The organism is Ruthenibacterium lactatiformans (assembly GCF_000949455.1).
Taxonomy (GTDB): Bacteria; Bacillota; Clostridia; order Oscillospirales; family Ruminococcaceae; genus Ruthenibacterium; species Ruthenibacterium lactatiformans.
On the sequence record NZ_JXXK01000006.1, the window covers coordinates 83,956 to 108,049 of the forward strand.

Below are 24,094 nucleotides of genomic sequence, written 5' to 3' on the forward strand. Positions count from 1 at the left end.
CCTATATAAGATATTGGGATTTTCCGGAACAGGGCCAGTATACCATCGGGGACGCGGGGCGGGCAATAGACAAACCCATTTGTTTGTGTATAAAAACAGACAATTCCGCCTGAATGTATAAGCGCATGCTCCGGAAAAGAATACGCAGGAAGAGGGAGCATAACAGTGGAAGCAGGATTTGACAACAGCCTTTATATCCACAAGCAGACGGAGCATATCCGCCAGCGCATTGCGCAGTGGGGCGGCAAGCTGTACCTGGAGTTCGGCGGCAAGCTTTTTGATGATTACCACGCGGCCCGGGTGCTGCCGGGGTTCGACCCCAACGGCAAGATTCGCCTGCTGTACGAGATGCGCGAACAGGCCGAGATCATCTTCACCGTCTCGGCGGGAGACATTGAAAAGACAAAAATGCGCGCGGACCTCGGCATCAGCTATGATATGGAGGTGCTGCGTCTCATCGACGACATCACGCACATGGGCATCCGCGTGAACAGCGTGGTCATCACGCAGTACACCGGCCAGGCGGCAGCCGACGGCTTCGCCAAAAAGCTGACGATGCGCGGCGTGAAAAACTACATCCACCGCCCCATCAAGGGCTATCCCACGGACATCGCCTATATCTGCAGCGACGAAGGCTACGGCGCGAACCCCTACATCGAAACCTCCAGGCCTCTCGTGGTGGTGACGGCCCCCGGCCCCGGCTCCGGCAAGCTGGCCACCTGCCTCTCGCAGGTGTATCACGAAATCCGCCAGGGCCGCGTGGCGGGCTATGCCAAGTTTGAGACGTTCCCCATCTGGAACCTGCCGCTGAAGCATCCGGTGAACCTGGCCTACGAGGCGGCCACTGCCGACCTCGCTGACGTGAACATGATCGACCCGTTCCATCTGGAGGCCTACGGCGTCACCACCGTCAACTACAACCGGGACGTGGAGGCCTTTCCCATCGTGCGCAACATCCTCTCGCGCATCACAGGGGACGAAAGCGTATACAAATCTCCCACGGATATGGGCGTGAACATGGCGGGCTACGCCATCGTGGACGACGAAACCGTCCGCGCCGCCGCCAGCCAAGAGATCATCCGCCGTTACTACAAGGCTCTTTGCGACCACAAGCAGGGTAAGGGCTCGCAGGACGCGGTGGACAAAATCAAGCGCATCATGCAGGAGCTTTCCCTCACCACGGCGGACCGTGCGGTGGTTGCGCCCGCTCTTGCCAAAAGCGAAAGCTCCGGCGTGGCCGCCGCGGCCATCCAGCTGCCGGACGGACCGATCGTAACGGGCAAGGCCAGCAACCTGATGAGCGCCTGCTCCTCCTGCGTGCTCAACGCCATCAAGGCCATTGCCGGCATCGACGATTCTCTCACGCTCATCAGCCCCATCATACTGGAGCCGATCCTCAAGCTGAAGATCGACATCCTCGGCAGCCGTTCCAGCGTTTTGAAGGTGGACGACGTGCTCGCGGCACTCTCCATCACAGCCGCCACCAACACGCTGACGGCCCGCGCCATGGCCGCGCTGCCGAAGCTGCGGGACTGCGAGATGCACAGCACCTGCATGCTGCATTCCGGTGACGAAGGCACACTGCGCAAAATGGGCCTGCGCCTTACCTCCGAGCCGGAATACCCCAGCAAGGACCTGTTTTTCTGAGCAGGCAGACTTTTCAGGAGCGGCAAAGCGGTGCAGAGACGGGGCTCCTCCACGGAAAACACCGGTTTTGGCGCCCAGCGTATTCAAAAAGCCTGGCGATCCACAAAGGATCGCCAGGCTTTTTCGCGCGCTTACAGCCGCTCCGCGCCCGGCGCGGCCTTCTCTCCCAGATAGTTTCCCCACGCCGCCGCCAGCTTATCCATCGTCCAGGCGGCGTTGGCCGGGCTGGTGCTGGGCAGCTTCACGGCCTCCAGCCCGGGCACGCGGCTGTATTTTTCATACAGCCGGTACGCCGTGGCCCCGTTGCACAAAACGCGCCGGATAGGCGCTTTGCGGGCAAGGCCCGCAATATCCGCGGGCACCACGTCCCGGATGGAAGCATCCGAAGCGCCGGTGATGGTACAGCTTTCAATGGTGTCCCACAGCGCCAGGCCATGGGTGAGGATGAGTGCCTTTTTCTCCGGCACGCTTTGGGGCACGGGCGCTCCCAGAAGCCGCGCCAGCAGCGGCCAGAACCGATTCTGCGGATGGCCGTAAAAAAAGCCCTGCTCCCGGCTTTTGGGGCTGGGCCAAGTTCCCACGATCAGTGTGCGGGAATCCGGACCGTATACGGGCGGAAACGCCATTTTTTCTTCCTCCTCTGCGGGCCGGGCCGCTTTGCGCCGGCCGCGCACAGCGCCCTGCCGCGGGCGTCCGCCCCTGTTTTTTCTCTTCCCTGCGCGGGCGCGTCACTCCAGCAGATATTCCCGAACGGCAGCCGCCGCGCCGTCCAGGGCCGCAGCGGGGGCCACCGCGTCGGCCAGGGGCAGCAGGCTCTGCGCGCCGCCCTCCATTGCCACGGCAAAGCCCGCCGCCTCCAGCAGCTCCGCGTCGTTTTCACCGTCGCCGAAGGCCGCCGTTTCCGCCCAGGAGATACCCAGCCGCTCCAGCAGCCGGCCAACGCCCGCCGCCTTGCCTGCGCCCGCGCGCAGCACGTCGTACCGGCCCGGTGCAAAGGGAATGAACCGCAGGCCCAGATGGCCGTATTTCGCTTCAAAGGCCGCTGCATGGCGCGCGTCCATTGCCGCGCAGGCGCCGAAGGGCATGTCCTGCAAATGGCGCACCTGGTCCTCGCCGTCCCGCAGCACGCTGTCAAAAAAGCCGGACGCAGCGTTCTGCCCGCAGTACTTTTCCACAAAGGCCGCGTATTCCACATACACATAGTATGCGTCGGAAAAAATAAATTCCAGCGGCAGCTCATGGTCCTCGCAGAAATCCACAAGCGCGTACATTTCCTCGGGCGTCATGCGGCTCTGCCACACAGGCCGCCCCGCCGCGTCCGTCACGTCCGCTCCGTTCACCGCCGCGAAATAATCCGGCTTTATCCCGCTGCCCAGCACCCACTGCGCCGTATACCGCGCGCGCCCCGTGGCAATGACGACGGCCACACCGCTTTGCGCCAGTTCCCGCAGCGCCTGCACCGCGGCCTGGCCGGGGCCGGGCGCGCCATAGGGCACCAGCGTGCCGTCAATGTCGAACACAGCCGCTTTGATCTTCATGCAAACCACCCATTCCGCCGCCCGCGGCGGCGCAGATTCCGGCGGAGCTTTCCGCCGCTGCGCCCATCATAACACAAAACGCGCCGCCCGTGCAAACCGCCGGACGGCACGCTGCTTCTGCTTTTCAGGGGGCATCCCTGCCCCGCGGCGGCGCGTCATTCGTAGCGCAGCGCCTCAATGGGGTCCAGCCGGGCCGCTTTGTTCGCCGGATAATAGCCGAAGAACACACCGATGGCCATGGAGAACGCCACAGCAATGAAAATAACGCCCGCGCTGGGCGCGGCCGCATAGCCCAGCAGGTTCGCGCCCGCGGCGCCCAGGCCCAGGCCCGCCAGAATCCCCAGAACGCCCCCGATGAGGCAGATGATGACGGATTCCACGATGAACTGCACACGGATGCTGCCGTTCGTCGCGCCCAGCGCCTTGCGGGTGCCGATCTCCCGTGTGCGCTCGGTGATGGACACCAGCATGATATTCATTACGCCGATGCCCCCCACCAGCAGGCTGATGCCCGCGATGACCGCGATGGCCAGGCTGATGGTGGAGAGCATCTCCGTCATGCTCTCCATCAGGCTCTCCATGCTGGAGGCCGTGGCCGTATAGGAGGTATTGCGCGTGTAATAGCCGGCGAAGAAATTTTCCGTCTGCGTCAGAAATGCGCTGGTGTCCACGCCTGTGGCCGCCACCACCGTGAAGCTCTGGTAGCCGTCGTCCGCATGGGACATGGCTTTGGCCGTGGAGATGGGCAGGTACATGTCCGTGGTGGGGGTGGCGTCTGTGGATTCCAGCACGAGCCCGTTGCTCTCATACGGGTACACCCCCACGATATAAAATGTGTATACCTTGGTGCCGTAGGTGAGCTGGAACGCCTGGCCGATGGCCTCCTGCCCTGGAAACAGTGTTTCAGCAAACACGTCGCTCACAACGGCCACCGTGCGGGCTTTTTCCTCGTCCTCCTCCGTGAAGAAGCGCCCGCGGGACAGCTCCACGCTGTTGGCGGCGGCATATTCGGTGTTCACGCCCGTGACGTTCACGCCGGCTTCGTCCGCGTTTGTGCTCACCGTATAGCTGCCAAGACTCTGTGTCAGGCTGACAGCGTAGATGCTGCCGCCGTAAAGCGCGCGGTAATCCGCCAGCATCTCGTCCGTCAGCAGGTCCTCCGCGCCGGGAGTGGTTGGGCGGAACATGCGCGTCTGCGCACCCTCGGTGTAATCGCTGTCGCTTTTTTGCGTCAGGCTGACGGTGATGTTGTTCGCGCCCATGCTCTGCATGCTGGTGGTGATGGAGTTCGTCATGCTGCCCGCCACCGTCATGATAGCGATGACCGAGCCGATGCCGATGATGATGCCCAGCATCGTGAGCAGCGCGCGCATCTTGTTGGCCCGCAGGCCGTTAAGGGCAAGCTGGATGTTTTCAAACAGCAGCATCCGCAGCGCCTCCTCCCCTGCGCACGCCCGTGACGCGGCCGTCCTTGATGGTGACGATGCGCTGGCATTCGCCGGCAAGCTCCGGGCTGTGGGTAATGAGCACGATGGTCTTTCCCTGCTCCCGGTGCAGCCGGTGGAACAGGTCCATCACCAGGCGCCCCGTGGCGGAATCCAGCGCGCCCGTCGGCTCGTCGGCCAGCAGGATGGCGGGGTCGTTGGCCATGGCGCGCGCAATGGCCACGCGCTGCTTCTGCCCGCCGGAAAGCTGGCTGGGCGCATGGCCCGCGCGGTCGCCCATTTCCACCATATCCAGCAGCGCGCGGGCGCGCTGTGTGCGTGCCGTGCCGCGCACGCCGTTGTACATCATGGGCAGCGCCACGTTCTTCAGCGCGCTGGTGCGGGGCACCAGGTTGAACGTCTGGAATACAAATCCGATCTTCCGGCAGCGGATGCGGGAGAGCTGCTTGTCGCGCAGTGTGCCTACGTCCACGCCGTCCAGCACATAGGTGCCTTCCGTGGGGCGGTCCAGCGCGCCGATGATGTTCATCAGCGTGGATTTGCCCGAACCGGACGCGCCCACGATGGCCACAAATTCGCCTTTGCGCACCGTCAGGTCAATGCCGTGCAGCACCTCCAGTTCCTCGCCCGTGCCGATGGGGAACCGCTTGACGATGCCGTGCATGTCGATGATGGGAGCATCCATATCACATCCCTCCCGGGCCGCCGCTGGGCATGCCGCCGCCACCGGGCATATCGCCGCCCGGCATGCCGCCGCCCATGTCCATGCTGAACATGGCGTTTTCCCCGCTCTGCTGCGCGTCGTCCGCGCCCGCGGCGGCCGTGGCCGTATCATTGGCGCTCGTCTTTACCTCCATCCCGTCGGAAAGCCCTTCGCCGGAGATCTCAATATAATAATCCGTTTCCATGCCCGTTTCCACAGGGATGGCCGTGAATTCCGTTTCGCCTCCGCTGCGGGCGTAAACCACGCTGCCGCCGTTTTCGTCCGTGCCCACCGCATCGTAAGGAACGGCATAGACGTCCGTCACCTGGGAAAGGATGATCTCCACCTTCGCGGAAAGGCCGATGAGCAGGCCGCTGTCCTTCCCGGTTACGGTCACCTCGGCCCCGAAGCCAGAGCTGCCGGTACCGCCCTGCGTACTGCCTGTGGAGCCGGAGGTGAGCGAAAGCTGGGACACCGTGCCCGCGATCTCCGTGTCTCCGGTGGCGTCGCTTTTGATGATGGCCTGCTGGCCCACAGCCACGCTTTTGATATCGTCCTCGTCAATGGTAATGGACACCTTCAAATCGTCGGTGTTCTGGATGACCGCCAACGCCGTGTTGGAGGTACCGCCGCCCGCGGCCGAGCCAACCGTCGCGTTCAGCGTAGTGATGGTGCCGGACGCACCTGCGGTGATGGTGCAGTCCGCGATCTGCTCCTCCAGCTCCTCGATCTCATCGCTGGTGCCCGCGTTTTCCAGATTTTCGGCCGCGGTCTCCATGTTTTCCTTAGCCTGCCGGAGGGTTTCCGTAGCCGTCTCGTAGGTGCTCCTGGCCTGCAGCCAAGCCTGGTCCGCCGCGGCATAGGCCTGATACAGCGCGTCGTAGCCGCTGTTTGCCTTCGCAGTCTTGAGCGCATCCTCCGCCGCCTGCCGCGCGGCGGACTTCGCGGTGTAATCGCTTTGCGCCGCCGCGGCCGTGTTCTGCGCCGCCGTCAAAGCCGCCGCCGCGTTGTCCCGGGCCGCCTGCAGCTCCGGGTTGGCGCTGTCCGCATCCAGCGCGGCCTGTGCGGCGTCGCAGGCAGCCTGCGCAGCGGAAAGTGCCGTGTTGGCGTTGTTCAGCGCCGCGCCCGCCTCCTGCTCCGCCGTCAGAGCCGCGTCGTAGGCGCTCTGATACGACGAAACGGAATTGGCCGCGTTCAGATATTCGGTGTTGCGCGCCGTTTCCAGCGCCGAAGCCGCACTGGCGTAGGCGTTGTACGCCTCGGTCTGCTTCGCCGCCGCGCTGTTGTAGCTTTCCACGGCCTTATCGTAATTTTTCTGCGCCGTTTCCCTGCTTTCGGCCAGCGCCTCCTGCCGTTTGGCAAGCTGTTCCTCCAGGTCGGAGGAATCCAGCGTGCAGATGACGTCGCCCTCGCTTACCGTGTCGCCCACCTGCACAAAGATCTCCTTGACGGGATAGGAGAGCGACGTGGTGACGTTGGCCACGCTTCCGCTCTCCACCGTGCCCGTGACGGTGATGCTCTCTGACAGCGTGGTTTTTTCCAGCCGGGTGGTGCGCACCGCGTCAGCCATTGCGGGCAGCGCCCCGCCGGCAGGGCGCAGGAAGCGCCAGACGCCGAAGCCCAATGCCGCAGCCGCCAAGACGGCCGACACCAGGAGCACACGCTTTTTGGTGAACCGGAACGACCGCAGCCTTTTCCACAGCCGTTTGAACCAAAGGCCTGCTTTTCCCATAATAAAACCCCTTTCTTTGTACCGGATCTTTACAAAAAATGGTAAATAAAAAATGTGAAAGGGATGTGTGGAGCAGCGGAAAGAACGGTGAAAACAACGCGGAAAAGCCGCGCCCCAAGGGAGGCGCGGCCTAAGCGCAAAAGGAGCAGAGCCGCCGGTCACGGCGAGGGCGGCGCGCTTTTCGCACGCGGCAGCTTTACCGCGCATTCACGCTCCGCCCGCCTGAAAAAGCGCGCCAGCGTCGCCGCGGCCGCGGCAGCCACCTCCAGCTCGGCCGCTGCCTGGGCGCAGGGCAGGCCGTACAGCGGGAACAATGCATCCAGCAGGTTCCAGATGGCCATAGGGCATGCAAAGACGTTTTCCACGCCCCCAAAAGGAGCTTTCGCGCTGGAGGACTTGCTCGAGAAAATAAAAATGTATATACTCAGTACAAAGAAAAGGAAACAGGTGAGCCCGATGGTGCGGAAATAATAGGCCTAAAACCCAAAAGGAGGTTCTCTGCGTGTCAAAAAATAAGACAGCCAAAGAGAAAAGACCTTGGCATATATTGATTTGGCTTATACTGTATCTTGTTAACCTGCTTGCAGCCCTGGCCTTCCAATATTTTTTCATTCATACATACTCCGCGCCATTAACAGCGGAAAGTCTCGGGAGCATTTCGTATTTTAACGGGTGCGAAATATTGGACATAAGCGGTGAGGGTGTTCCCGATAACAGTTTGATTGGCAAAAGTTCACCGGACTGGATTCTTTATAAAAATCAAGCTGGTGAGACTCATGCTGTACGGATTGAATGGAATTTATATATGCCAAGATTCAGGATTGAAAAAAACAGTAATACGCTTATTCCAAATGAAGAAAGCTACACCTTTTCAATGCGGGACTTTTTGGAAAAAAACGAAGTTACTGTTGAAAATCAAGAGGCTATTGTTCAATTAAAGTGGTCCGGATTATTCAGGCAGCAGGGTTATATTCAGGGCATACATATGTTAACCGCTTTGGGATTGCTGCTTCTGGAGGCGTGGATTTATCTCCGTATTCAAAAAAACAAAACGCATAATTACAGCAGTTACAACTGTCAATTAAACATTTTGAGTAGTAGGATTTGTTAGGAGCAATCATTCATCTTATTACTAAATCACAAATTTTGGCACAATGACCATCGTAAAAGCAAATATGCATAAGCATGATACAAAAGCAAGAGAATCGGCATCAAGCGCCGCATACTATACCTTTGTGGCATACTTCGTTGACGGTTTTGGCAGTCTGTATGGAAGTCCCTTGCGAATCTAACGGTAGGAAACAATAATTTCTCTTAGTGTGCAACTTAGCTGCTTCACAAAATTGTATATATTAACCATCTAATAAAGCACGGCAACTCAAAATGAGTTGCCGTGCTTTAATTGGGTAAGCGATAGAAACAGCCTCAATGGAAATCTTTAGGCAGGTTGTTCATATTCTTCTTGTTTACCCCATTGAACGCTAACGAATATGGCGCAACGATAAGTGCAAAATTCTTCAAATAAAAGCCAGACAAAAGAGCCACGGTTTATTGCCGCCTTTCAGTATGGCGTGTTGCAGCTTTGTTCCGTCAGAGTTCTGCAATCATATCTCTTTCTTTTGGGCGAAACTTTTCCGCCTTATCCCAACGGATAAGCTACTTGCACCACAGGATATCACCAGGGATGGCGCTTGATGCCGTTTTATGAGCAGCTATGCGAAAAGACGCTTTTTGCCGTTTCCCTCCGGCGGGCCGCTGCCCGCTCACAGCACCTCGTATACGTTTGCCTCATAGGGGCGCAGCACGGGCGCTTCCTCGGCATAATTACCGATTCGCTTTGCCTGTGCGCCGGAGAGCGGCGCCGGGCGCGGCGTCTGGTGGGCCGTCAGGTTGCATTCCACATAAAACTTTCTGCCGTCCAGCACACGGAAATAGCAGAACACATCCGCATGCCTTTTCGTCTTTAAAAACACGGGACGGAACGCGCCGTATACCAGCGCCGGGTTTTCCCGCCGCAGCGCGATCAGCTTCTTATAATAATGGAACACCGAATCCGGGTCCCGCATCTCGTCGGCGGCATTGCACGTCTGCCAGCCGTCCGCCATGCGCAGCCAGGGCGTTCCTGCGGTAAAGCCGCCGTTGGGCCCCGCGTTCCATGGCATGGGCGCGCGGGCATGGTCCCGCGTACCGGCCAGGATGCGCTTCCACGCTTCCTCCGACGGCATTTTGCCGCACAGCTCCTGGTACAGGTTGCGGCTCTCCACGTCGTTGATCTCGTTGATGGATGCAAAATCCACATTGGCAAGGCCCAGCTCCTGCCCCTGATAGATGAACGGAGTGCCCTTGAGCGTGAGCTGAAGCGTCGCCAGCAGCTTTGCCAGCGGCGCGCGCACAGCCGGGTCCGGATTCACTTTGCTCACCATGCGCGGGTTGTCGTGGTTTTCAAAAAACAGGCTCATCCAGCAGTTGTCACCGTAATTCTGCTGCCAGTCCAACAGGTATTTTTTCAGGTAGCGCAGGTCGTACCGGTAATCGTCAAAGCGGGTCTTGCCCGGGTTCTCCAGCGCGTCGAAGTTGAACACCATGTCCAGCTCCGCGCGGCTCTCCGCGGTGAGCATTTTGGACATCTGCATGCCCAGGCCCGCCGTCTCGCCCACAGTGACGGCGTCGTAACGGCCAAAGCTCTCCCGCCGCATCTCTGCCAGATATTCGTGCAGGCGCGGGCCGTAAAAATAATGCTCGATGCCCCGCAGGCCGATGGCTCCCGCCAACGCCTCGCTGCCGTCAGCCAGGCCGTCCTTAGAGATCAGGTTGATGACGTCCATGCGGAAACCGTCCACGCCCTTGGCCAGCCACCAGTCGATCATGTCATAGACCTCGCGGCGCAGCGCGGGGTTATCCCAGTTCAGGTCCATCTGCTTTTTGCTGAACAGGTGCAGCGCCCATTCGTCCCGTTCGGGATAGTAATTCCACGCGGGGCCGGAAAAAAAGCTCACCCAGTTGTTCGGCTCTTTTCCGTCCCTGCCTTTGTGCCAGATGTAATAGTCCCGGCAGGGACCGTCGGGGTCGCGCAGGGAACTTTGGAACCAGGGGTGCTCGTCGGAGGTGTGGTTCACCACAAGGTCCATGATAAGCTTCATGCCGTTCGCATGTGCCTCAGCCAGCAGGGCGTCGAAATCCTCCATGGTGCCGAACTCGGCCATGATTTTCCGGTAATCCCGGATGTCATAGCCGTTGTCGTCGTTGGGGGAATCGTATACGGGCGAGAGCCACAGCAGATTTACGCCCAGTTCCTTCAGATAGGGCAGCTTTTCGCGGATGCCCCGCAGATCGCCCACGCCGTCGCCGTTTGAGTCCGCAAAGCTGCGGGGATAGATCTGGTAGGCCACGGCCTCCTTCCACCATTTGCGGGTGATGCCGCCTGTGGGCGCGGGCGGCGTCTGCGTTTCATGGTTCAGCAGGCCCAGCAGGGAATCCACCAGGCTGTCGTCCAGCCTGCCCGGCGCCAGCTTCTGCAAAGCGCGCAGTGAAAGGCGGCGCACCACAGGGTTGGCGACGGCCTTTTCCGGAAGGCCCGTCTGCAAAAGCAGCGTATGGATGATGTCGTGCCCAATGGGCGTCGCATAGATCTCGCCGATGCGGCTGTCCCGTGTCAGCATAAACAAACCTCCTTCGGCGCGGCCGTGCCGCGTGCTTCCAATAAACGCGCGCCTCACCGTGCGAACGTCATCGCAAGGCCGGTGCTCCAGCTTTCGCCAGGCGCAAGGCGCACCGTGTCGGGCTTTTCCTCCCAGATGCCGCTGGCCGTGCGCGCGTCCGGCAAGCCGTGCCACGGCTCGATGCACACATAGCGGACAGGGCCTTTTGCGCTCCACATCAGCACATAGGGGTAGCCTTCGATCCCCACGCTCACGCGGCGGCCCGTCTCTTTTTCCACAATGGAAAGGCTCCCGGCCGTCAGCCGGGAAAAGCAGGTGCTGTCGTGGTCGAACATGCCGTCATGCAGCGGAATGTCTGTCTCACTTTCAAAATAAACACGGGTCGCGCCCGTCACAAGGCCGTCGTCCTCCCCGGTTTCGATGACGGTGGGCGTCTGCGGCGTATCGAACCGCAGCACGTAGTCCCCCGCCTTATGCGCCGCGTCGAACGGGCACAGAAACGCGGGATGGTACCCGAAGGCGAAGGGCATCACCTCGCCGCCGTCGTTCTCCACACGGATGTCGTGGTGCACCGTCACGCCCTCCAGCCGGAAAGTGGAAAACAGCTTGAATGCAAACGGGAATTTTTCCATCGTCAGCACATTTGCCTCCAGGCACAGCGTCACGCTGTCCCCGCTCTGTTCCACCAGCGCGTGCTCCATATCCCGGGCAAAGCCGTGCTGGCCGCCCTCATAGGACACGCCGTTGTGGGTGAACGCGCCGCCCTTCAGCCGCCCGCAGTAGGGGAACAGAATAGGCGCATGCCGGTTCCACACAGCTGGGTCCGCCTGCCAGAGCATCTCCTCGCCCGTTTCCTTTTTCACCACGCTGCACAGCTCAGCGCCCCTGCTCTGCACCCGCACGCACAAAAAATTATTTTCAATCGTAAATTCCATAAACGCCCTCCGTTCGCTCCAAGATTCGGGTCTAAAACCAGTATATCCCAAACAACGGCAAAAAGGAAGAGGGAGCCCGGGTGTCAGCACAGGTTTTCAAAGAATATCCTAAGACAAGAAAGGAGTGTTTGTATGAACTCTGACAAACAAGGCCGCGCCATGTGCGCATGCGGCGGCAGCAGCGGTGCCGCTCCGGGTGCGGAGCCCGCCGCCGCTGTGCCGCAGTGCAGGTGCCGCACCGCACCCCGCGCGCCTTCACCCGCTCAAAACATCACCGCCGCCATCGCCGCGGCGGACCTTACCGGCACAGGCTTTCTGCGCCTGCGCAGCTTCGCCGCCAGCAACGCGCAGCCCGTGCCTGACGTCATCGTCACCATATCCCAGCGTTCCGGCACCGGAATCCCGGACAAAACCGTCACCACCGGTCCCGAGGCATTGTCCGACGACGTTGCCATCGCCTGCCCGCCCCGCTCTTACTCCCTGGACGAAAACAACCGTACCGTCCTGCCCTATGCCGTGGTGGACGTGACCGCCGAGCATGAGGGCTATGACCCCGTGCATGTGGCGGGTGTGCAGGTATTCGACGGTGAGGTAAGCCTGCTGGAACTGCTCATGATTCCTGTGGAGGAGGACGAAACGGCCGCCTACACCGTGCGCAGTCTCCCTGAGGATTTCGATATCCCCACGCACAAGCTGTTCGAGGGCGGCGAATCCTCCGGCCCCACCCCGCTGTCTGCCTGCCGCCCGCGCATTCTGGACCAGCCCATCATCCCCGAAAAGATCATGGTACACCTGGGCCGCCCCTCGGCCAATGTGCAGAACGTGACGGTATCGTTCCGCGATTACATCAAAAACGTCGCCTCCAGCGAGGTATATCCCACCTGGGTAGGCTCAACCAACCCCACAATTCCGGGCCTTTAAAGCCCCTTTTGTTCAAAACTTCCAGTCAATTTCAATTTTCCGGGTGTTTTCCATGACATCGGGAGGGTACACTACTACTTTTCTAATCAGCAGGCAGGCCAGCTCACGGTCCAACGCTTTTATTTCCCCGGCTGCATTGAAGCAATGCTCCAGCGTTTTTTTCTGCCCTGGCGTGTTCGCTGCCCGCGCCAGGGCGTCTTCCAACAGCACGCACCTTTTTTCAAGGCGATCTGCTTCGTCCAAAAAAGCACGGTTCATCTGCGCAAACTGCGCGGAGCTGACGGTCCCGCTGCTTTTATCCAGATACAGTTCCTGCATTGCTTTCCGGCGGCGCTGTATTTCCGCCTTCAGACGTTCCAATTCCTCACGTTTCGCTTGGCGGCACTGCTCCGCTTCTGATTTTATCTGTTCCGCTTCAAACCATTCCGGCTTCAGATGCCCAGCGATATGGAAGCGCGTCCGCTCCAGTACCAGCTCCTGCAGCTGCTCCATCGGCATATAGTTCTGCCCCGGACAGCGTGTTTTGTCCCGCTGTGAAGTGCGGCAGCGAAAGTAGCGGTTCGCCTTTCCTGTTTTTTTGCCGGCGCAGCCCGAAGCGGTCTGCTCCATCGTGCAACCGCATATCCCGCAAACCACCTTCCCCGCCAGTGGATTTACTGTGCCCCGGCCTCCGCCCCGGGCATGCGCGCGCAACATCTGCTGCACACGCTCAAAACTATCCCGTTCGATGATCCCTTCGTGCGTGCCTGGCACAACGATCCAATCTTTTTTCGGGATCCACACGGTCTTTTTCGATTTATAGCTCACCTTTTTGTGTCTTCCCTGTTCCATATCTCCGGCATAGCTTCGGTTGGTCAGCATACGGTAAATCGTCGCCTTTCCCCACAGATCCTCATTTTTGTAGCGCGCGGGCCTTTTCCATACAACACCATGCTCCCGCTTATACTGTGTCGGCGAAGGTACGCATTCCTCGTTCAGTATTCTCGCAATGCGGGTCGTTCCGTTGCCCGCCAGATAAAGTGCGAAGATACGCTTTACCACCTCTGCTGCTTCCGGGTCGATCACCAGATGATTCTTGTCCGCCGGGTCTTTCTGATACCCATACAAAGCGGAAGAACCGATAAATTTTCCTTCCCTGCGTTTGTGGGACAATACGGAACGGACATTATTGGACAGATCCTCCAGATACCACTCATTGACAAGGCCATTGATCTGGCGGCTTTTTTTGTTTGCCTCGTCCGCAGTGTCCACATGGTCCACGATGGCAATGAAGCGAACGCCCCATTCAATAAATTTCCCATGCAGATATTTTTCCACCAATTCCATATCACGCGTAAAGCGCGACTGTGTTTTTGCCAGAATGACATCAAATTTGTGCTGGCCGGCCGCTTCAATCATCCGGTTGAAAGCCGGACGGGCGCGGTCAACGCCCGAATAATCCTCATCGCAGTAGATCTGATAAATATCGTATCCCTTTTCGACCGCATAATGGATCAGCATGGATTTCTGGTTTTGGATGCTCTCCGATTCTCTCCCACTTCCGTCTTTTTCTAATTCCTCATCCTCCTTGCTCAACCGGCAGTAAATTGCAGCTTTCATCGTTCACCCTGCCTTTCGTTGCAGCCGCTGTACTCAAGCGCCGGTATGTACCAGCCGCTTTTCAAGAATACGAAAGTATTCCGCCGCCAATTTTTCCAGGTTCCTTTCCCGTTCCTGCAAAGTGTCTGAGATAAAAGTCTCGGATATGGTATACGCTCTTTTTCCCATTTTGTTCTGCCCCCGCATATTTTGTCTGCTGCGCCATGTACGGGGCTGCAAGCCCCATGGTCCATGGTATGTTGCCTCAAACGGCAAAATACCGAAAATAATGTCTCTTCGCGCGCCTGAAAGCAGCGTTCAAAGCCTGCATCATATAAAAAAATAGCCGCAGACTATTTTTTTGCCATGCAGGCCGTCCCCGGCCTGCGGCCATTAAAATGCGCTTTTTTATGGCGCAGCAATAAAAAACAGGCCTCCAGAGTACATCTCTGAAAGCCTGCTGATACCTTTTGCATATAAAACCAGGAGCATGGCTGCCGCTCCGGCGCCTCAGCCCTCATTCGCCTTCCAAATCAGCTCCAAAGGCACCTTGGGCGTGCGGTCATAGGCGAGCAGCCCGTTCTGCCCCTCGCATGGCTGCGTGCAGCAATAGTCCTGCACCAATGGAGTGTGCAGCAGTTCGGCTGTAAGTTCCGCGATATGGCAAGTATACGCCCGGGGAGCGCAGTCACTGGAATATCCCGCAGCCGTCCGCGCCTTTTTCCGTGAAGCAGCTGCCGCCGTATTCGCTGACGAGCACTGGCTGTCCGGCGTATGCATGGCCGCAGGCATACAGGGCATTTCCGGCGGGCCTGCATTGCAGGATGCGCTCCATCTCCGGGTACCAGCCGTGCAGCACCTGCGCCGCGCTCTCATGGTCGTTGTAATATACCACTTCCGGGCCAAATGGGAGAAGCCGGAGGAACCGCCTGTTCCTTCGGCGGCCCATATCCTTCAATTCATCAGCGTCTCCGCCCGGAACTCCCGGTAATAGATCCTCTGCAGCCCTTCGTCCCAGGAGGCGGAGGGGGAGGATTCGTACAAAAGCGCCACACGCCCGTCATTCAGCTCGGACAGGCAGCTGTAGGCATACAGCGTTCCCGCCGGCGTTACGTCATACTGGTATTCCCAGTCGATCCGGTATTTGCGGGCGCCGCCGGGGTATGTGCCGTCCTCCTTGAGCAGCCCCATGAAAAGCCTGCCGTTCGTGCGGTCCTTCCGGTTGGCGCAGGACAACAGGAGCGCCGGATATTCCTTCCCGTCCGCACGGGAGCGCACCGGACTGCCGAGCCGGACGGCCGACATCTGGCAGTTGATGCCCGCGCTGTTGTTTCCAAATGTGGATTTGACGTCCCGCCAGGTCTGTCCGCCGTCCGTGCTGGTCGCCTCGACGACGGTTCCGCCCAAAACAGACGTGTTGCGCAAAAACAGCTTGAGGCTTCCATCCGGCATTTCCACCGGAGCCGCTTCGCTCAGCCCGTAGATGGAGGAAACGCTTTCGCCGTGCTTCCATGTCCGGCCTCCGTCGTCGCTGTAAATGACCTCTGCATCTGGCGCGCCCTGATAATAGACCGGCACGATCAGCCGCCCCGCATAAGCGCCGTTCTGTATTTGCAGCCCGCGCCCGGGACCGAGGATATAATACCGGGAGCTTTCCCGCTTTACCATGCCGGAAATGATTTTGTCCGTATGCCAGCTGGCGCCGCCGTCATCGCTGTAAAACTGCATGATATAGCTGGTGTTGTACATCTGCAGCTCCGAGTCCTCGTAGAATATCTTCATCGGTACTTCCACAGGCCCTGCGCTTTGGTTTTCGGCGTTCTGGGCCACGGTCAGCAGCGTTCCGTCCCTGCAAAGCTCATACTCTTTTGTAAGGCTGTACGCCGACAGCCCGCCCAGCGACAGGTTCGCATCGCTGACGGGCGTGCCCACCGCCTTGTACGCCCTGGGCGTCCCGTTCAGATGGTAGACCGGGTAACGGCCGTTTTCGTCCGGCGCGCCGTAGATATCCGCAGCGTAGTTAAAACGGCTCCGGTCTGTGTTTTCGTTGATATTCCCCGTCTGCCCGTTGGCGTTCCCCTTCCGGTTCTGGTCGGAAAGCAGAAGATATTTTTTGCCCCCGATCGTACAGAAGCCGTCCCCCCTGGCCACGCTGCGCATCTCGGTGCCGCCGGACGCATCGGCCAGGTGCTGGAACAGGCCTCCGTTCCAGGCCCAGGCGTCGGCAAGCAGCAGGATGCGCCCGCCGCCCAAAGTATCCTGAACGATCACCGCGTCGATGAAAGATGCGGATCTCTGGCGGTACCCGTTTTCATCCGCATAGTCCAGCATGTGCATCGCATCCGGTACGAACGCATCCTGCCAGCCCTCCATCGCCCCGTATCCGGCCGCGTTGGGCTTGCGCCGCAATGCGATATCGATGTTTTCTGCCGAATCCCCGCCGCTGCCGAAATTGGCGTCCGCCCCGGCGATCAGCGTCCCGTCAGGAGTGTTCCACAGAAACGGGATGCGGAAATGCGCCGAGCCCGTCGCGTCCCCCGCATAAAACACGAAAGCGTCCCCGCGCTGCGTCTGTGCGGTGCGGGCGGCCAGCTCCTCGTCCGGGAGCGCGCCGGCATAGATCTCCAAACGCTCGATCGTCCCGGTGAAGGGATATCCCTCCGGGTCGTTGCCGCGCACCGTCTTGCCGACGCTGCAGCTCGACCAGGAGGCCGCGTCGCTCAAAAAGCGGTAATCCGCCCCCGTTTTTTCCAGCGAGGCCCCAAGAGCGCCGTTGGCAAACAGGCGGTACCCTGTATCGCGCCCCGCTGAAAAGGCCACCGTGTTCCACTCTCTGGCATATATCGTGCAGGACGCCTCATAGAAGGGGTCGTCCCTATCCCGGTATTCAAAGCCCAGCCTGTCGTTGTTCTGGTAGATATGAAAATGCGCCGCGGCCTGTGCGGGGTCGCTTACGCTGAACAGCGAACCGACGCCCGTGTTCGTATTTTTGAATTTCACGATGACCGTCATCTCGTCCAAAGCGGCGATTCGGCCCGCGAGCGTCTGCTCCAGCTCCACCGCCTGGGACGGAGTTTCTATGACGATATTTTCTGCGGCGTAAAGCAGCTGCGGGGCCTGTCCCCAGCGTTCCCCGGTAAGCTGCGCCGCCTGCTGCTGGCTGAGCGCGCGGGGAATAAAGGCAACTGCCGCGATGCGCCCCACAAACCCGCCCGCGCCCGGCAGGCCGCCCTCCACATTTCCGATGCTGAGGAACTTCAGCCCGTTGACCGTTTCATTGGCGTTGAACCAGGAGGCATAGTCCGGATACTGCGTAACGGCGCTCCCGTCGAAGCTGGTGACCGTTTTGCCTTCCGTAACGCCCGGCTGCGATGCATCCACACTGTACACAAATGTGTGCCAGCTGCCCGACGCCCTGGTGTCTGCAAGATTTGCCTGCATCCCGCCCGGGAACTGGACGCGCTGCCGGTCCACCGACGGCGCCGCATTCGCCAGAAGCGCCCCGCACCCTTCCGTCTCTGCGGACCCTCCCGCGGCAAAAATGATCTGGTTCGTGTCCGCCGTCGTATTGTAGCGAACCAGCAGCGTACCCTGGCTGCTGGCCTGCAGGCGCGCCATATCCTCCGCGGAGCCTTGCAGGCATCTGGCGCCGTCGAACACCTGGTCCTGCCCTTCCAGCACATAGGCAAAGCCAGTGCTACGGGCCTCGTCCAAAAATTGAGCAAGCGCGGCAGGCCCGCCGTCCGGCGCGGCCTGCTCCGCTCGGGCCGGGACGAACGCCCCCGCCCACAGAATGGATGCGGCGCACAGAGCTGCCGCCAAACGCTTTTTCATGGACTGCGCCTCCTTTTCATCTTACGCGCGGGACGCGCGCGCCTGCGTCTCCCCCGCGCTTGTGCTTTCGTCCTTCTCCTGCGTCCGGAAGGCGTGGAATTCCCGCAGACAGCCACAGTCCGCGACGTCGTAACGCGTTCCCTTCCGGGGCGGGTAGGCGCGCGTGGCGCGATATCGGTTGTCCGTCATACAGATCTCCCCCGTCTGGCGAAGCTGCAAAATCCGTTCGTCGAAACAGAAAAAGGAATTTCCCTCCAGCGCGATGCGGCGGTGGAAGAACCAGCCGCCGGAATGCGCCGCCTTCGGGCAGGCGACGATGGGGGCCGCCCCCCACGCGGGGATGTAGGAGCAGTTCACAAAACGGTTGTTTTTGAAAACCAGCTCCCGCGTTGCGCCGGATTCATACCAGTATTCCGCCTCGCCCTCCAGATACACCGCCGCGCCGGGGACTTCAAACAGGCAGTCCTCCACAAGGGCGCTGCGGCAGGTGAGCAGCATGCCTCTGGCCCGGTTTCCGCGGAAAACGCACCGTTTCACCGTCACCTCCGGGGAAAGCGTAAGGTTTTCAGCCACCCAGTGGCCCTCCTCCGGCAGCGGCGGCGGCGTTTCCAGCTCCACCACCATTCTTCCCGCCTTGTCCTCCGCCACACTGCGCACCTTTCCCTGCCATGCCGGGCGCAGCACGTTTGCCTGCATCAGCGCCAGAACGTCTCCCTCCCGTGCCAGCTGCACGCCGCGCTGCATGGGGTGGCCCCAGTCCAGCAGCAGACGGCGCGCGCCCGGCCGGCCGCGCACCACGGCATAAAAGCCGTGCACGTTCAGCCCGTCGTCCATCTGGTTTTCAAACCGGCAGCGCTCCAGAGCGACCTTCCCTCCGCAGTTGACGAAATGCGCGGCGTCAGCCGCTGCCGAAAAGCACCGTCCCGTCCCGGGTGAGGGCGTCACGTCGAACCGCTTCAGTGTGACGTTTTCGCACCGCTCGGCCAAAAAGCCCATGCCTGCGGCATGATGGACGCGGATGTTCTCACAGCAGATATCCTTGGAATCCGCGGCATAAACGGCAGGGGCAGTGCGGGGATGGTGCCGGAATACCAGCCGGTTGCCGGCGCGGCTGCCCGCAAAAAAATGCTCCCCGCCCTTCAGCGTGATCTGCACCAGGTCTCCCGCCGCCGCCTTTATGGCCGGGTGCAGCCCCACCTTCTGGGTTTCGGTACAAAAATACAGGTCCTCCGTTCCCCAGGCCGGCGCGCGGGTCTTTGCATCCATCTCCAGCCACAGGTGCATGGCGCGGCGGAAATTTTCTCCCGTAAAAACAAGGCGGCCGTTTTCCACATGCCAGGGATATTTTTCCGGGTCGATCCACACCGTCATCTGCTGCGGGCGGACCTCCCGTATCACGCCCTCCGAATAAACGGGACGCGCAAGGTCCAGGGAAAAATTCTCAAGCCGCACGCCGCTGCTGTGCGCGACGCGGCACGGGAGCATCTGTGCGTGAAAGACCCACCTGCTGCCTCCGCCGTCCAGTGTAAAATCGCGAAAGCCCTCCAGCAGCAGCCCCGCCGCCTGCCCGCCGCACGCATCGTGGTTCGAGATGTTCCATCGGTGCAGCGGCAGGCCCTGCGGGTAAAAGTGATATATCCCCGGCTCCATGCAAAGGCGGACGCCGGGCCTTTCTCGGAGCGTGGACAGCAGCGCCCCGAGGCGCGCCGCCAGGGAAACGTCGTCCCCTGGCAGGACGCCCCAATCTGCGGCGTTGATCGTTTCCATTCCCATCAGCCTTTCCTTTCTCTGCGCGCCGCTTACTGCCAGACCACCCGGTCGATCTCGACCCAGCGCCCGCTGGACTCCGGCGACTTTTCCGCCTTTACCGTAATGCGCACCGTATGTGTACCGGGCTCCAGCGTGCCTGTATCGTACAGAACCTGCTGCAGCATCATTTCCGGAGCATAGGCGTCGATATCCGCAGCCGCCGCGCCGTCCACCGTTATCTGCGCCCGGCCGCACCACGGCCCCTTGAGGCCGTAGATCACCGCATTGCTTCCCTCGAAGCTGAATTCGATGTGCGCTTTCCAGGTATTGCTGGAGCTGTCGTCGTCGTGATAACTGCCCGGGACCGACTGGTGCTTCCAGACGGAAAACTTTTTCAGATTCGGGTTTTCGTCGTTCCAGACGACCTTATTTATAACGGGCGCGCCGTTTTGGCTGTCCGACAATTCAACCTTGTCGAATTCGATCCACGTATCGGAGGACGCTTCGTTTTTTTCTCCCGCGACTGTGAGCGTCACCGTGTGTTCCCCATAAGGCAGCTCACCGGTGTCAAACAAAAGCGCCTGCTCCTGCGTTGTACCGGCATAGGCGTCGATGCGCACGGGCGCCCCAAAGTCCACCTGTGCGTCCGCCATGCCGCACCAGTTTCCCCGAAGCCCGTAAAGCTTCGCCCCGGTGCCTGTAAAGGTGAATTCCACAAAGCCGTCTTTTTCTTTACAGGACGCATCGTCGTTCCGGTAGCTGCCCGCCGACGCCTGCTGGTTCCAGTTGGCGCTGTAAGACAAATAGGGCGAGTCGTTGTTCAGTGTTACCGTCCCGCCCCCCGGCGCTTCCTGCGTTGTGAAGCAGGCCGTCCCGCTCGCCGCGGAACCGGCCTGGTTTTCCGCCGTTACCCGCCAGTAATACGTCGTTCCCGCTTCAAGCTCCCGCGCGGCCTGGTAGCGGCACGCCATGCCTGTGTATGTATCGATCACGGGTGCAGAAAGGTCTGCGTTGGGCGATACGGTAAGGCGGTAGTTCCGCCCGCCGTCCACGGGCGTCCACGCAAATGCCTGTGCCGTCCCCGCGCCGCCGGCGCCGTTCCCGGGGCTCAGCAATTCCGGCTGTCCGGGCGCTTTTCCCGGCGCGACGGAGCTGAACGTGTACACCACAACACTCTCTCCCGGTATGCCGCCCGTATAGCTTCCGCCCGTCACGGCTTCGCAGCCGGCGAAGAGGCTGCGGTACTCCGGCGCCGTGTCCCATACGCTTTCTCCGCTCAGCACCATCGCGCTTACGCAGTCCATCTGCTCCGGTACGTTCAGCGTAAGCTGTGTGGCGTCCCATTTGTTCAGCACGATCACGCGCAGGTCTGTCTGCGCCGCATTGCAATATGCGTAGACCCGCACCTTCTCCGCGCTGCTGGACGCGCCCAGCCGGTTTTCCAGAACATTCTGGTTGACGATCCTGTGCGCGGCCGCCGGGCCCGTCAGGCGCACAGTCTTTCCCTCCAGATACCACTGGTCCAGGTCGAACCAGCCGAACGCGTTTTCCGGACAGCCCGAAATAGACGCTTTGCTGGGATAATGCGAAGGCCAGGTGACGATGCGGGAGTACCTGCCGTCCCCGATCATCTCCAGCATCGCGTTCAGCAGCGCCATGCTGCCGCCCATGTCCCGCACATGTCCCGCGTTCCAATCGTCCTGAACCGGCGTCCAGCCGATGTTGCATTCGCCCAGAATGCCCTCTTTCCCCTCGATGGGCGTCCCCGGCTCCAGCAGCGCGTCGCTGTTCTTGTCAAAATACTTGTTCCAGCCGTAGAACGCATAGCGGTGGTCGTCATATGCGTCGAACGCCCCCTGCGCCGCCGAGACGAGCGCGCTGTTCCAGCTGTTCCACAAAATATTTTCCGGCGCCCGCTGCAGCACCAGGCGGTAATTGGGGTTTGCCGCCTTGACGATCTGCTGGAACTCCGGGAAAAGGCTGCCCAGATACCTGGCGTTGGCAACACCGCCCGCGCCGTTGTTCCAGGGCTCGTTCCCCATGTCGAAGTAGCACAGCTCTATCCCTTCCTGCGCAATGTACTGCGCCATCGACGCCGTCAGCGCCTTTACCTTTTCCAGGCCGGCCTGTCCGCCGAAGGCGTCCAGCGATTCAATGGGTATCATGACGAAGGGCACGATGTCCTGCTGCTTGCAAAAGCGGATGAACTCCCGCAGGCCGAAGCTCCCGGCCGCGTCGCGGCTGTTCAGCCCGCCCCAGTACCGGTTCTCCGAAAGGGGTGTTTCCTGTTCCCAGTCAAAGGCCCAGGCGTCATACCCCCAGCGCATCATATCCAGCTCGCCTGCAAAAAAGCTCTGTTCCATCCAGTTTCCGTTCGCCTGCCACATGGCGTCGCTGATCATGGACATTTCGATATTGGTGCCCACCCTGCGCGCGCCGGCCAGGGGCGTCACGTCCGCTCCGTCCACGGTAACGATGACCTGCGCCGGCCCCGCCGCCCGGGCGGGAACGCCCCAGCTGCCCAGGACCGACGCCGCCAGAACAGCGGCAAGCATGCGGATAATTCGTTTTTTCTGTTTCATAGCGGCCTCCTTGATTTCTGTTTTATCATCTTTTCGGCCCGGCGCAGCGCCGGGCCGCCTACCAAACAAACGGCAGCGGGGGCGGAGCCTTTGCCCCGCCCCCGCTGCCCGGCAGTATTTTTTCGTCAGCCGCCGTTGGCCTTATTAAAAGCCTGCGCCTGTTTTTGCATCTCCGCATACACCTTTTCCGCGCCTGCCGCCGCCATCTTTTCCTTGAGCTTTGCAATGTCGCCGGCCGGGTCGTCGGTAAAGCCCAGGCCCAGCAGCTTGTAATCGGTGTTGAATATTTCAGTGATGGCCGCGATCTCGTTTTTCACGTTGCTGTCGTCAAACACAAACGTCTGGTAGCGCCCGCTGCGAGCGTTTTCCTTCCAAACCTCATTCATCTCTTCAAAGTTGGGAATGCCTCCCTCCACAACGCGCCAGTACGCATCGTTCCGCACGCCCCAGTTGCAGTTGCTGTCATAGGCGTAATTCGTGCTGTCCGGAAGAGACACCAGGCCGTGCTCGCCCGAGGCCTCCCAGTGCTTTCCCTCGATGCCGTAGCAGAACAGGTTGTTGATCTCCGCGTCGTTGCGCAGGTAATCCAGCGCCATCAGCGCACGCTCGGGGTTGCGGGATTTGGAGAAGATGCTCATGCCGTTGGCCAGATAAGAGTTCAGGACCGGGGGAACATCCTCCTGCGCGTCGAACACACGCACGTCCCATTCCGGGTGCTCGGCCGTCATCTGCGCATAGATACTTTTGGCCGTATTTACGTTGCACAGCGCCAGCGCCGATTTTCCCGCCTGGAAGCTCTCGGTGTTGTTCTGCGTGTTCACCACCGCGTTTTTGCTCCAGAAGCCGCGGTCCTTCCAATCCTTAAGGCGCTCGACGACGCCCTGGAATTCCGGCTGTTCAAAGTTGCCCTTTACCGCCGCGCCGTCGTCCAGCTCGCCGACGCTGGCCATCGCCTGCCACGACCCGACGCCTGTTACCTTTTCCTCGGATTCCCAGTTCGCTTTCTGCCACATACGGTCGAACACGAACAGCTTGTCGTAGTCCGAACCGACGTCCAACGGGATGAGCGTGGGCTCATTGGCCACGATGGCGTCCATGTAAGCCTCCGCCTCGTCCAGGGACGCAACGGATTTGATATCGTATTTGTCCATCAGGTCGCCGCGCACCAGATATACATAGGAGGTAATCTCCTTGTAATTCATAGGCAGCATGTACACCCTGCCGTCCACCTTCGCCTGTTCCCACGCTTCGGGATACATGCTGCCGGCCGTCATGGGCGCATAGGTCTCCAGCGCTTCTTGCGTGATCTCCCAGAAGCCCTGCTTTGTAGCCTGCGCGTTGTAGAAGCACCAGTCCGCCGTATAAATGATGTCCCAATCCTCGCCGGACGCAAAGATCAGCGGGTATTTCTGCTCATATTCGCCCCAGCTCATGAACTTGACGTCGATTGTGGCGTTGATCTCCTCTTTCAGCTTTTCATTGATTTTTGCGAACACCTCGTCGTTGTCCACCGGACGGTCCCCGATCAGGTACATCGTCAGGGTGACGGCCTCGGACGTGTCCGGCTTTCCCGCCTGCGCGCCGGACGCCGGCGCGGAGACGGAAGCCGCCTGTGCCGGTGCGCTGGACGCGGGCGCGCCCGTGCAGCCGCTCAGGATGCCGAGCCCCATCGTCAGCGCCGCCAGAAATGCGCAAAACCGTGTTTTCTTTCTCATAGATCGTTCCTCCCTTTTTTATTCAAAATTCTTGCGAATTTTTTTGGTTCCACCCG

Annotated in this window: 17 protein-coding genes; 3 read left to right on the forward strand and 14 right to left on the reverse strand. The window is 60.3% G+C overall.

Features of this window, described 5'->3' with window-relative positions; all coding sequences use genetic code 11:
- Positions 1-165 precede the first annotated feature (165 nt).
- Positions 166-1,647, forward strand: a complete 1,482-nt coding sequence (locus TQ39_RS06320) for a DUF1846 domain-containing protein (RefSeq protein WP_009324710.1) — start codon at positions 166-168, stop codon at positions 1,645-1,647.
- Between the two features lie 131 nt (positions 1,648-1,778).
- Here the strand turns inward: TQ39_RS06320 and TQ39_RS06325 are convergent, their stop codons facing one another.
- The 6 genes from TQ39_RS06325 to TQ39_RS06350 form a co-directional block, all read right to left on the reverse strand.
- A complete protein-coding gene (locus TQ39_RS06325; protein WP_009324711.1) occupies positions 1,779-2,273 on the reverse strand; it encodes a DNA-deoxyinosine glycosylase in 495 nt (164 codons plus the stop codon).
- 102 nt (positions 2,274-2,375) lie between these two features.
- Entirely contained in the window at positions 2,376-3,185 is an 810-nt protein-coding gene (locus TQ39_RS06330) for an HAD hydrolase family protein (protein WP_050004927.1), read from the reverse strand.
- Between the two features lie 155 nt (positions 3,186-3,340).
- Entirely contained in the window at positions 3,341-4,612 is a 1,272-nt protein-coding gene (locus TQ39_RS06335) for an ABC transporter permease (RefSeq protein WP_050004928.1), read from the reverse strand.
- Entirely contained in the window at positions 4,599-5,315 is a 717-nt protein-coding gene (locus TQ39_RS06340) for an ABC transporter ATP-binding protein (protein ID WP_009324714.1), read from the reverse strand. The genes TQ39_RS06335 and TQ39_RS06340 overlap by 14 nt, the downstream gene beginning before the upstream one ends.
- 1 nt (position 5,316) lies before the next feature.
- Complete coding sequence (locus TQ39_RS06345; RefSeq protein ID WP_050004929.1) at positions 5,317-7,065, reverse strand: efflux RND transporter periplasmic adaptor subunit; 1,749 nt, start codon at positions 7,063-7,065, stop codon at positions 5,317-5,319.
- A gap of 158 nt (positions 7,066-7,223) precedes the next feature.
- Positions 7,224-7,430, reverse strand: a complete 207-nt coding sequence (locus TQ39_RS06350; RefSeq protein ID WP_156146198.1) for a hypothetical protein — start codon at positions 7,428-7,430, stop codon at positions 7,224-7,226.
- Positions 7,431-7,567: 137 nt separating this feature from the next.
- Here TQ39_RS06350 and TQ39_RS06355 point away from each other — a divergent pair, with 137 nt between their 5' ends.
- Positions 7,568-8,176, forward strand: coding sequence for a hypothetical protein (locus tag TQ39_RS06355; protein ID WP_050004931.1), 609 nt, complete (start codon positions 7,568-7,570; stop codon positions 8,174-8,176).
- Positions 8,177-8,828: 652 nt separating this feature from the next.
- On the opposite strand, the gene TQ39_RS06360 is transcribed toward TQ39_RS06355, so the two are convergent.
- Complete coding sequence (locus TQ39_RS06360; RefSeq protein ID WP_082052144.1) at positions 8,829-10,724, reverse strand: alpha-glucosidase; 1,896 nt, start codon at positions 10,722-10,724, stop codon at positions 8,829-8,831.
- A gap of 53 nt (positions 10,725-10,777) precedes the next feature.
- Positions 10,778-11,659 (reverse strand): aldose 1-epimerase family protein, encoded by an 882-nt coding sequence (locus TQ39_RS06365; RefSeq protein WP_050004932.1) that lies wholly within the window; start codon positions 11,657-11,659, stop codon positions 10,778-10,780.
- A 132-nt stretch (positions 11,660-11,791) separates the two neighbouring features.
- Here TQ39_RS06365 and TQ39_RS06370 point away from each other — a divergent pair, with 132 nt between their 5' ends.
- Positions 11,792-12,580 carry a hypothetical protein gene (locus TQ39_RS06370; RefSeq protein ID WP_050004933.1) on the forward strand — a complete coding sequence of 263 codons (789 nt, stop codon included), beginning with the start codon at positions 11,792-11,794 and terminating at the stop codon, positions 12,578-12,580.
- A gap of 12 nt (positions 12,581-12,592) precedes the next feature.
- On the opposite strand, the gene TQ39_RS06375 is transcribed toward TQ39_RS06370, so the two are convergent.
- From TQ39_RS06375 to TQ39_RS06400, 6 genes are all read right to left on the reverse strand, one after another.
- A complete protein-coding gene (locus tag TQ39_RS06375; protein WP_050004934.1) occupies positions 12,593-14,179 on the reverse strand; it encodes a recombinase family protein in 1,587 nt (528 codons plus the stop codon).
- A gap of 667 nt (positions 14,180-14,846) precedes the next feature.
- Positions 14,847-15,107: a hypothetical protein gene (locus TQ39_RS06380; RefSeq protein WP_156146200.1), complete on the reverse strand. Its 261-nt coding sequence runs from the start codon at positions 15,105-15,107 to the stop codon at positions 14,847-14,849.
- A gap of 5 nt (positions 15,108-15,112) precedes the next feature.
- Complete coding sequence (locus TQ39_RS06385; RefSeq protein ID WP_050004935.1) at positions 15,113-17,992, reverse strand: sialidase family protein; 2,880 nt, start codon at positions 17,990-17,992, stop codon at positions 15,113-15,115.
- A 21-nt stretch (positions 17,993-18,013) separates the two neighbouring features.
- Positions 18,014-19,765, reverse strand: coding sequence for a hypothetical protein (locus TQ39_RS06390; RefSeq protein WP_050004936.1), 1,752 nt, complete (start codon positions 19,763-19,765; stop codon positions 18,014-18,016).
- Positions 19,766-19,791: 26 nt separating this feature from the next.
- A complete protein-coding gene (locus TQ39_RS06395) occupies positions 19,792-22,323 on the reverse strand; it encodes a hypothetical protein (protein ID WP_050004937.1) in 2,532 nt (843 codons plus the stop codon).
- Between the two features lie 125 nt (positions 22,324-22,448).
- Positions 22,449-24,038, reverse strand: coding sequence for an ABC transporter substrate-binding protein (locus TQ39_RS06400; RefSeq protein ID WP_050004938.1), 1,590 nt, complete (start codon positions 24,036-24,038; stop codon positions 22,449-22,451).
- Positions 24,039-24,094 lie beyond the last annotated feature (56 nt).

Bases quoted from the DNA above. Each gene is read 5' to 3' on its own strand.
- TQ39_RS06325 (WP_009324711.1), bottom strand. From the start codon at position 2,273: ATGGCGTTTCCGCCCGTATACGGTCCGGATTCCCGCACACTGATCGTG.
- TQ39_RS06330 (WP_050004927.1), bottom strand. From the start codon at position 3,185: ATGAAGATCAAAGCGGCTGTGTTCGACATTGACGGCACGCTGGTGCCC.
- TQ39_RS06335 (WP_050004928.1), bottom strand. From the start codon at position 4,612: ATGCTGCTGTTTGAAAACATCCAGCTTGCCCTTAACGGCCTGCGGGCC.
- TQ39_RS06340 (WP_009324714.1), bottom strand. From the start codon at position 5,315: ATGGATGCTCCCATCATCGACATGCACGGCATCGTCAAGCGGTTCCCC.
- TQ39_RS06345 (WP_050004929.1), bottom strand. From the start codon at position 7,065: ATGGGAAAAGCAGGCCTTTGGTTCAAACGGCTGTGGAAAAGGCTGCGG.
- TQ39_RS06360 (WP_082052144.1), bottom strand. From the start codon at position 10,724: ATGCTGACACGGGACAGCCGCATCGGCGAGATCTATGCGACGCCCATT.
- TQ39_RS06365 (WP_050004932.1), bottom strand. From the start codon at position 11,659: ATGGAATTTACGATTGAAAATAATTTTTTGTGCGTGCGGGTGCAGAGC.
- TQ39_RS06370 (WP_050004933.1), top strand. From the start codon at position 11,792: ATGAACTCTGACAAACAAGGCCGCGCCATGTGCGCATGCGGCGGCAGC.
- TQ39_RS06375 (WP_050004934.1), bottom strand. From the start codon at position 14,179: ATGAAAGCTGCAATTTACTGCCGGTTGAGCAAGGAGGATGAGGAATTA.
- TQ39_RS06380 (WP_156146200.1), bottom strand. From the start codon at position 15,107: ATGGGCCGCCGAAGGAACAGGCGGTTCCTCCGGCTTCTCCCATTTGGC.
- TQ39_RS06385 (WP_050004935.1), bottom strand. From the start codon at position 17,992: ATGAAAAAGCGTTTGGCGGCAGCTCTGTGCGCCGCATCCATTCTGTGG.
- TQ39_RS06390 (WP_050004936.1), bottom strand. From the start codon at position 19,765: ATGGGAATGGAAACGATCAACGCCGCAGATTGGGGCGTCCTGCCAGGG.
- TQ39_RS06395 (WP_050004937.1), bottom strand. From the start codon at position 22,323: ATGAAACAGAAAAAACGAATTATCCGCATGCTTGCCGCTGTTCTGGCG.
- TQ39_RS06400 (WP_050004938.1), bottom strand. From the start codon at position 24,038: ATGAGAAAGAAAACACGGTTTTGCGCATTTCTGGCGGCGCTGACGATG.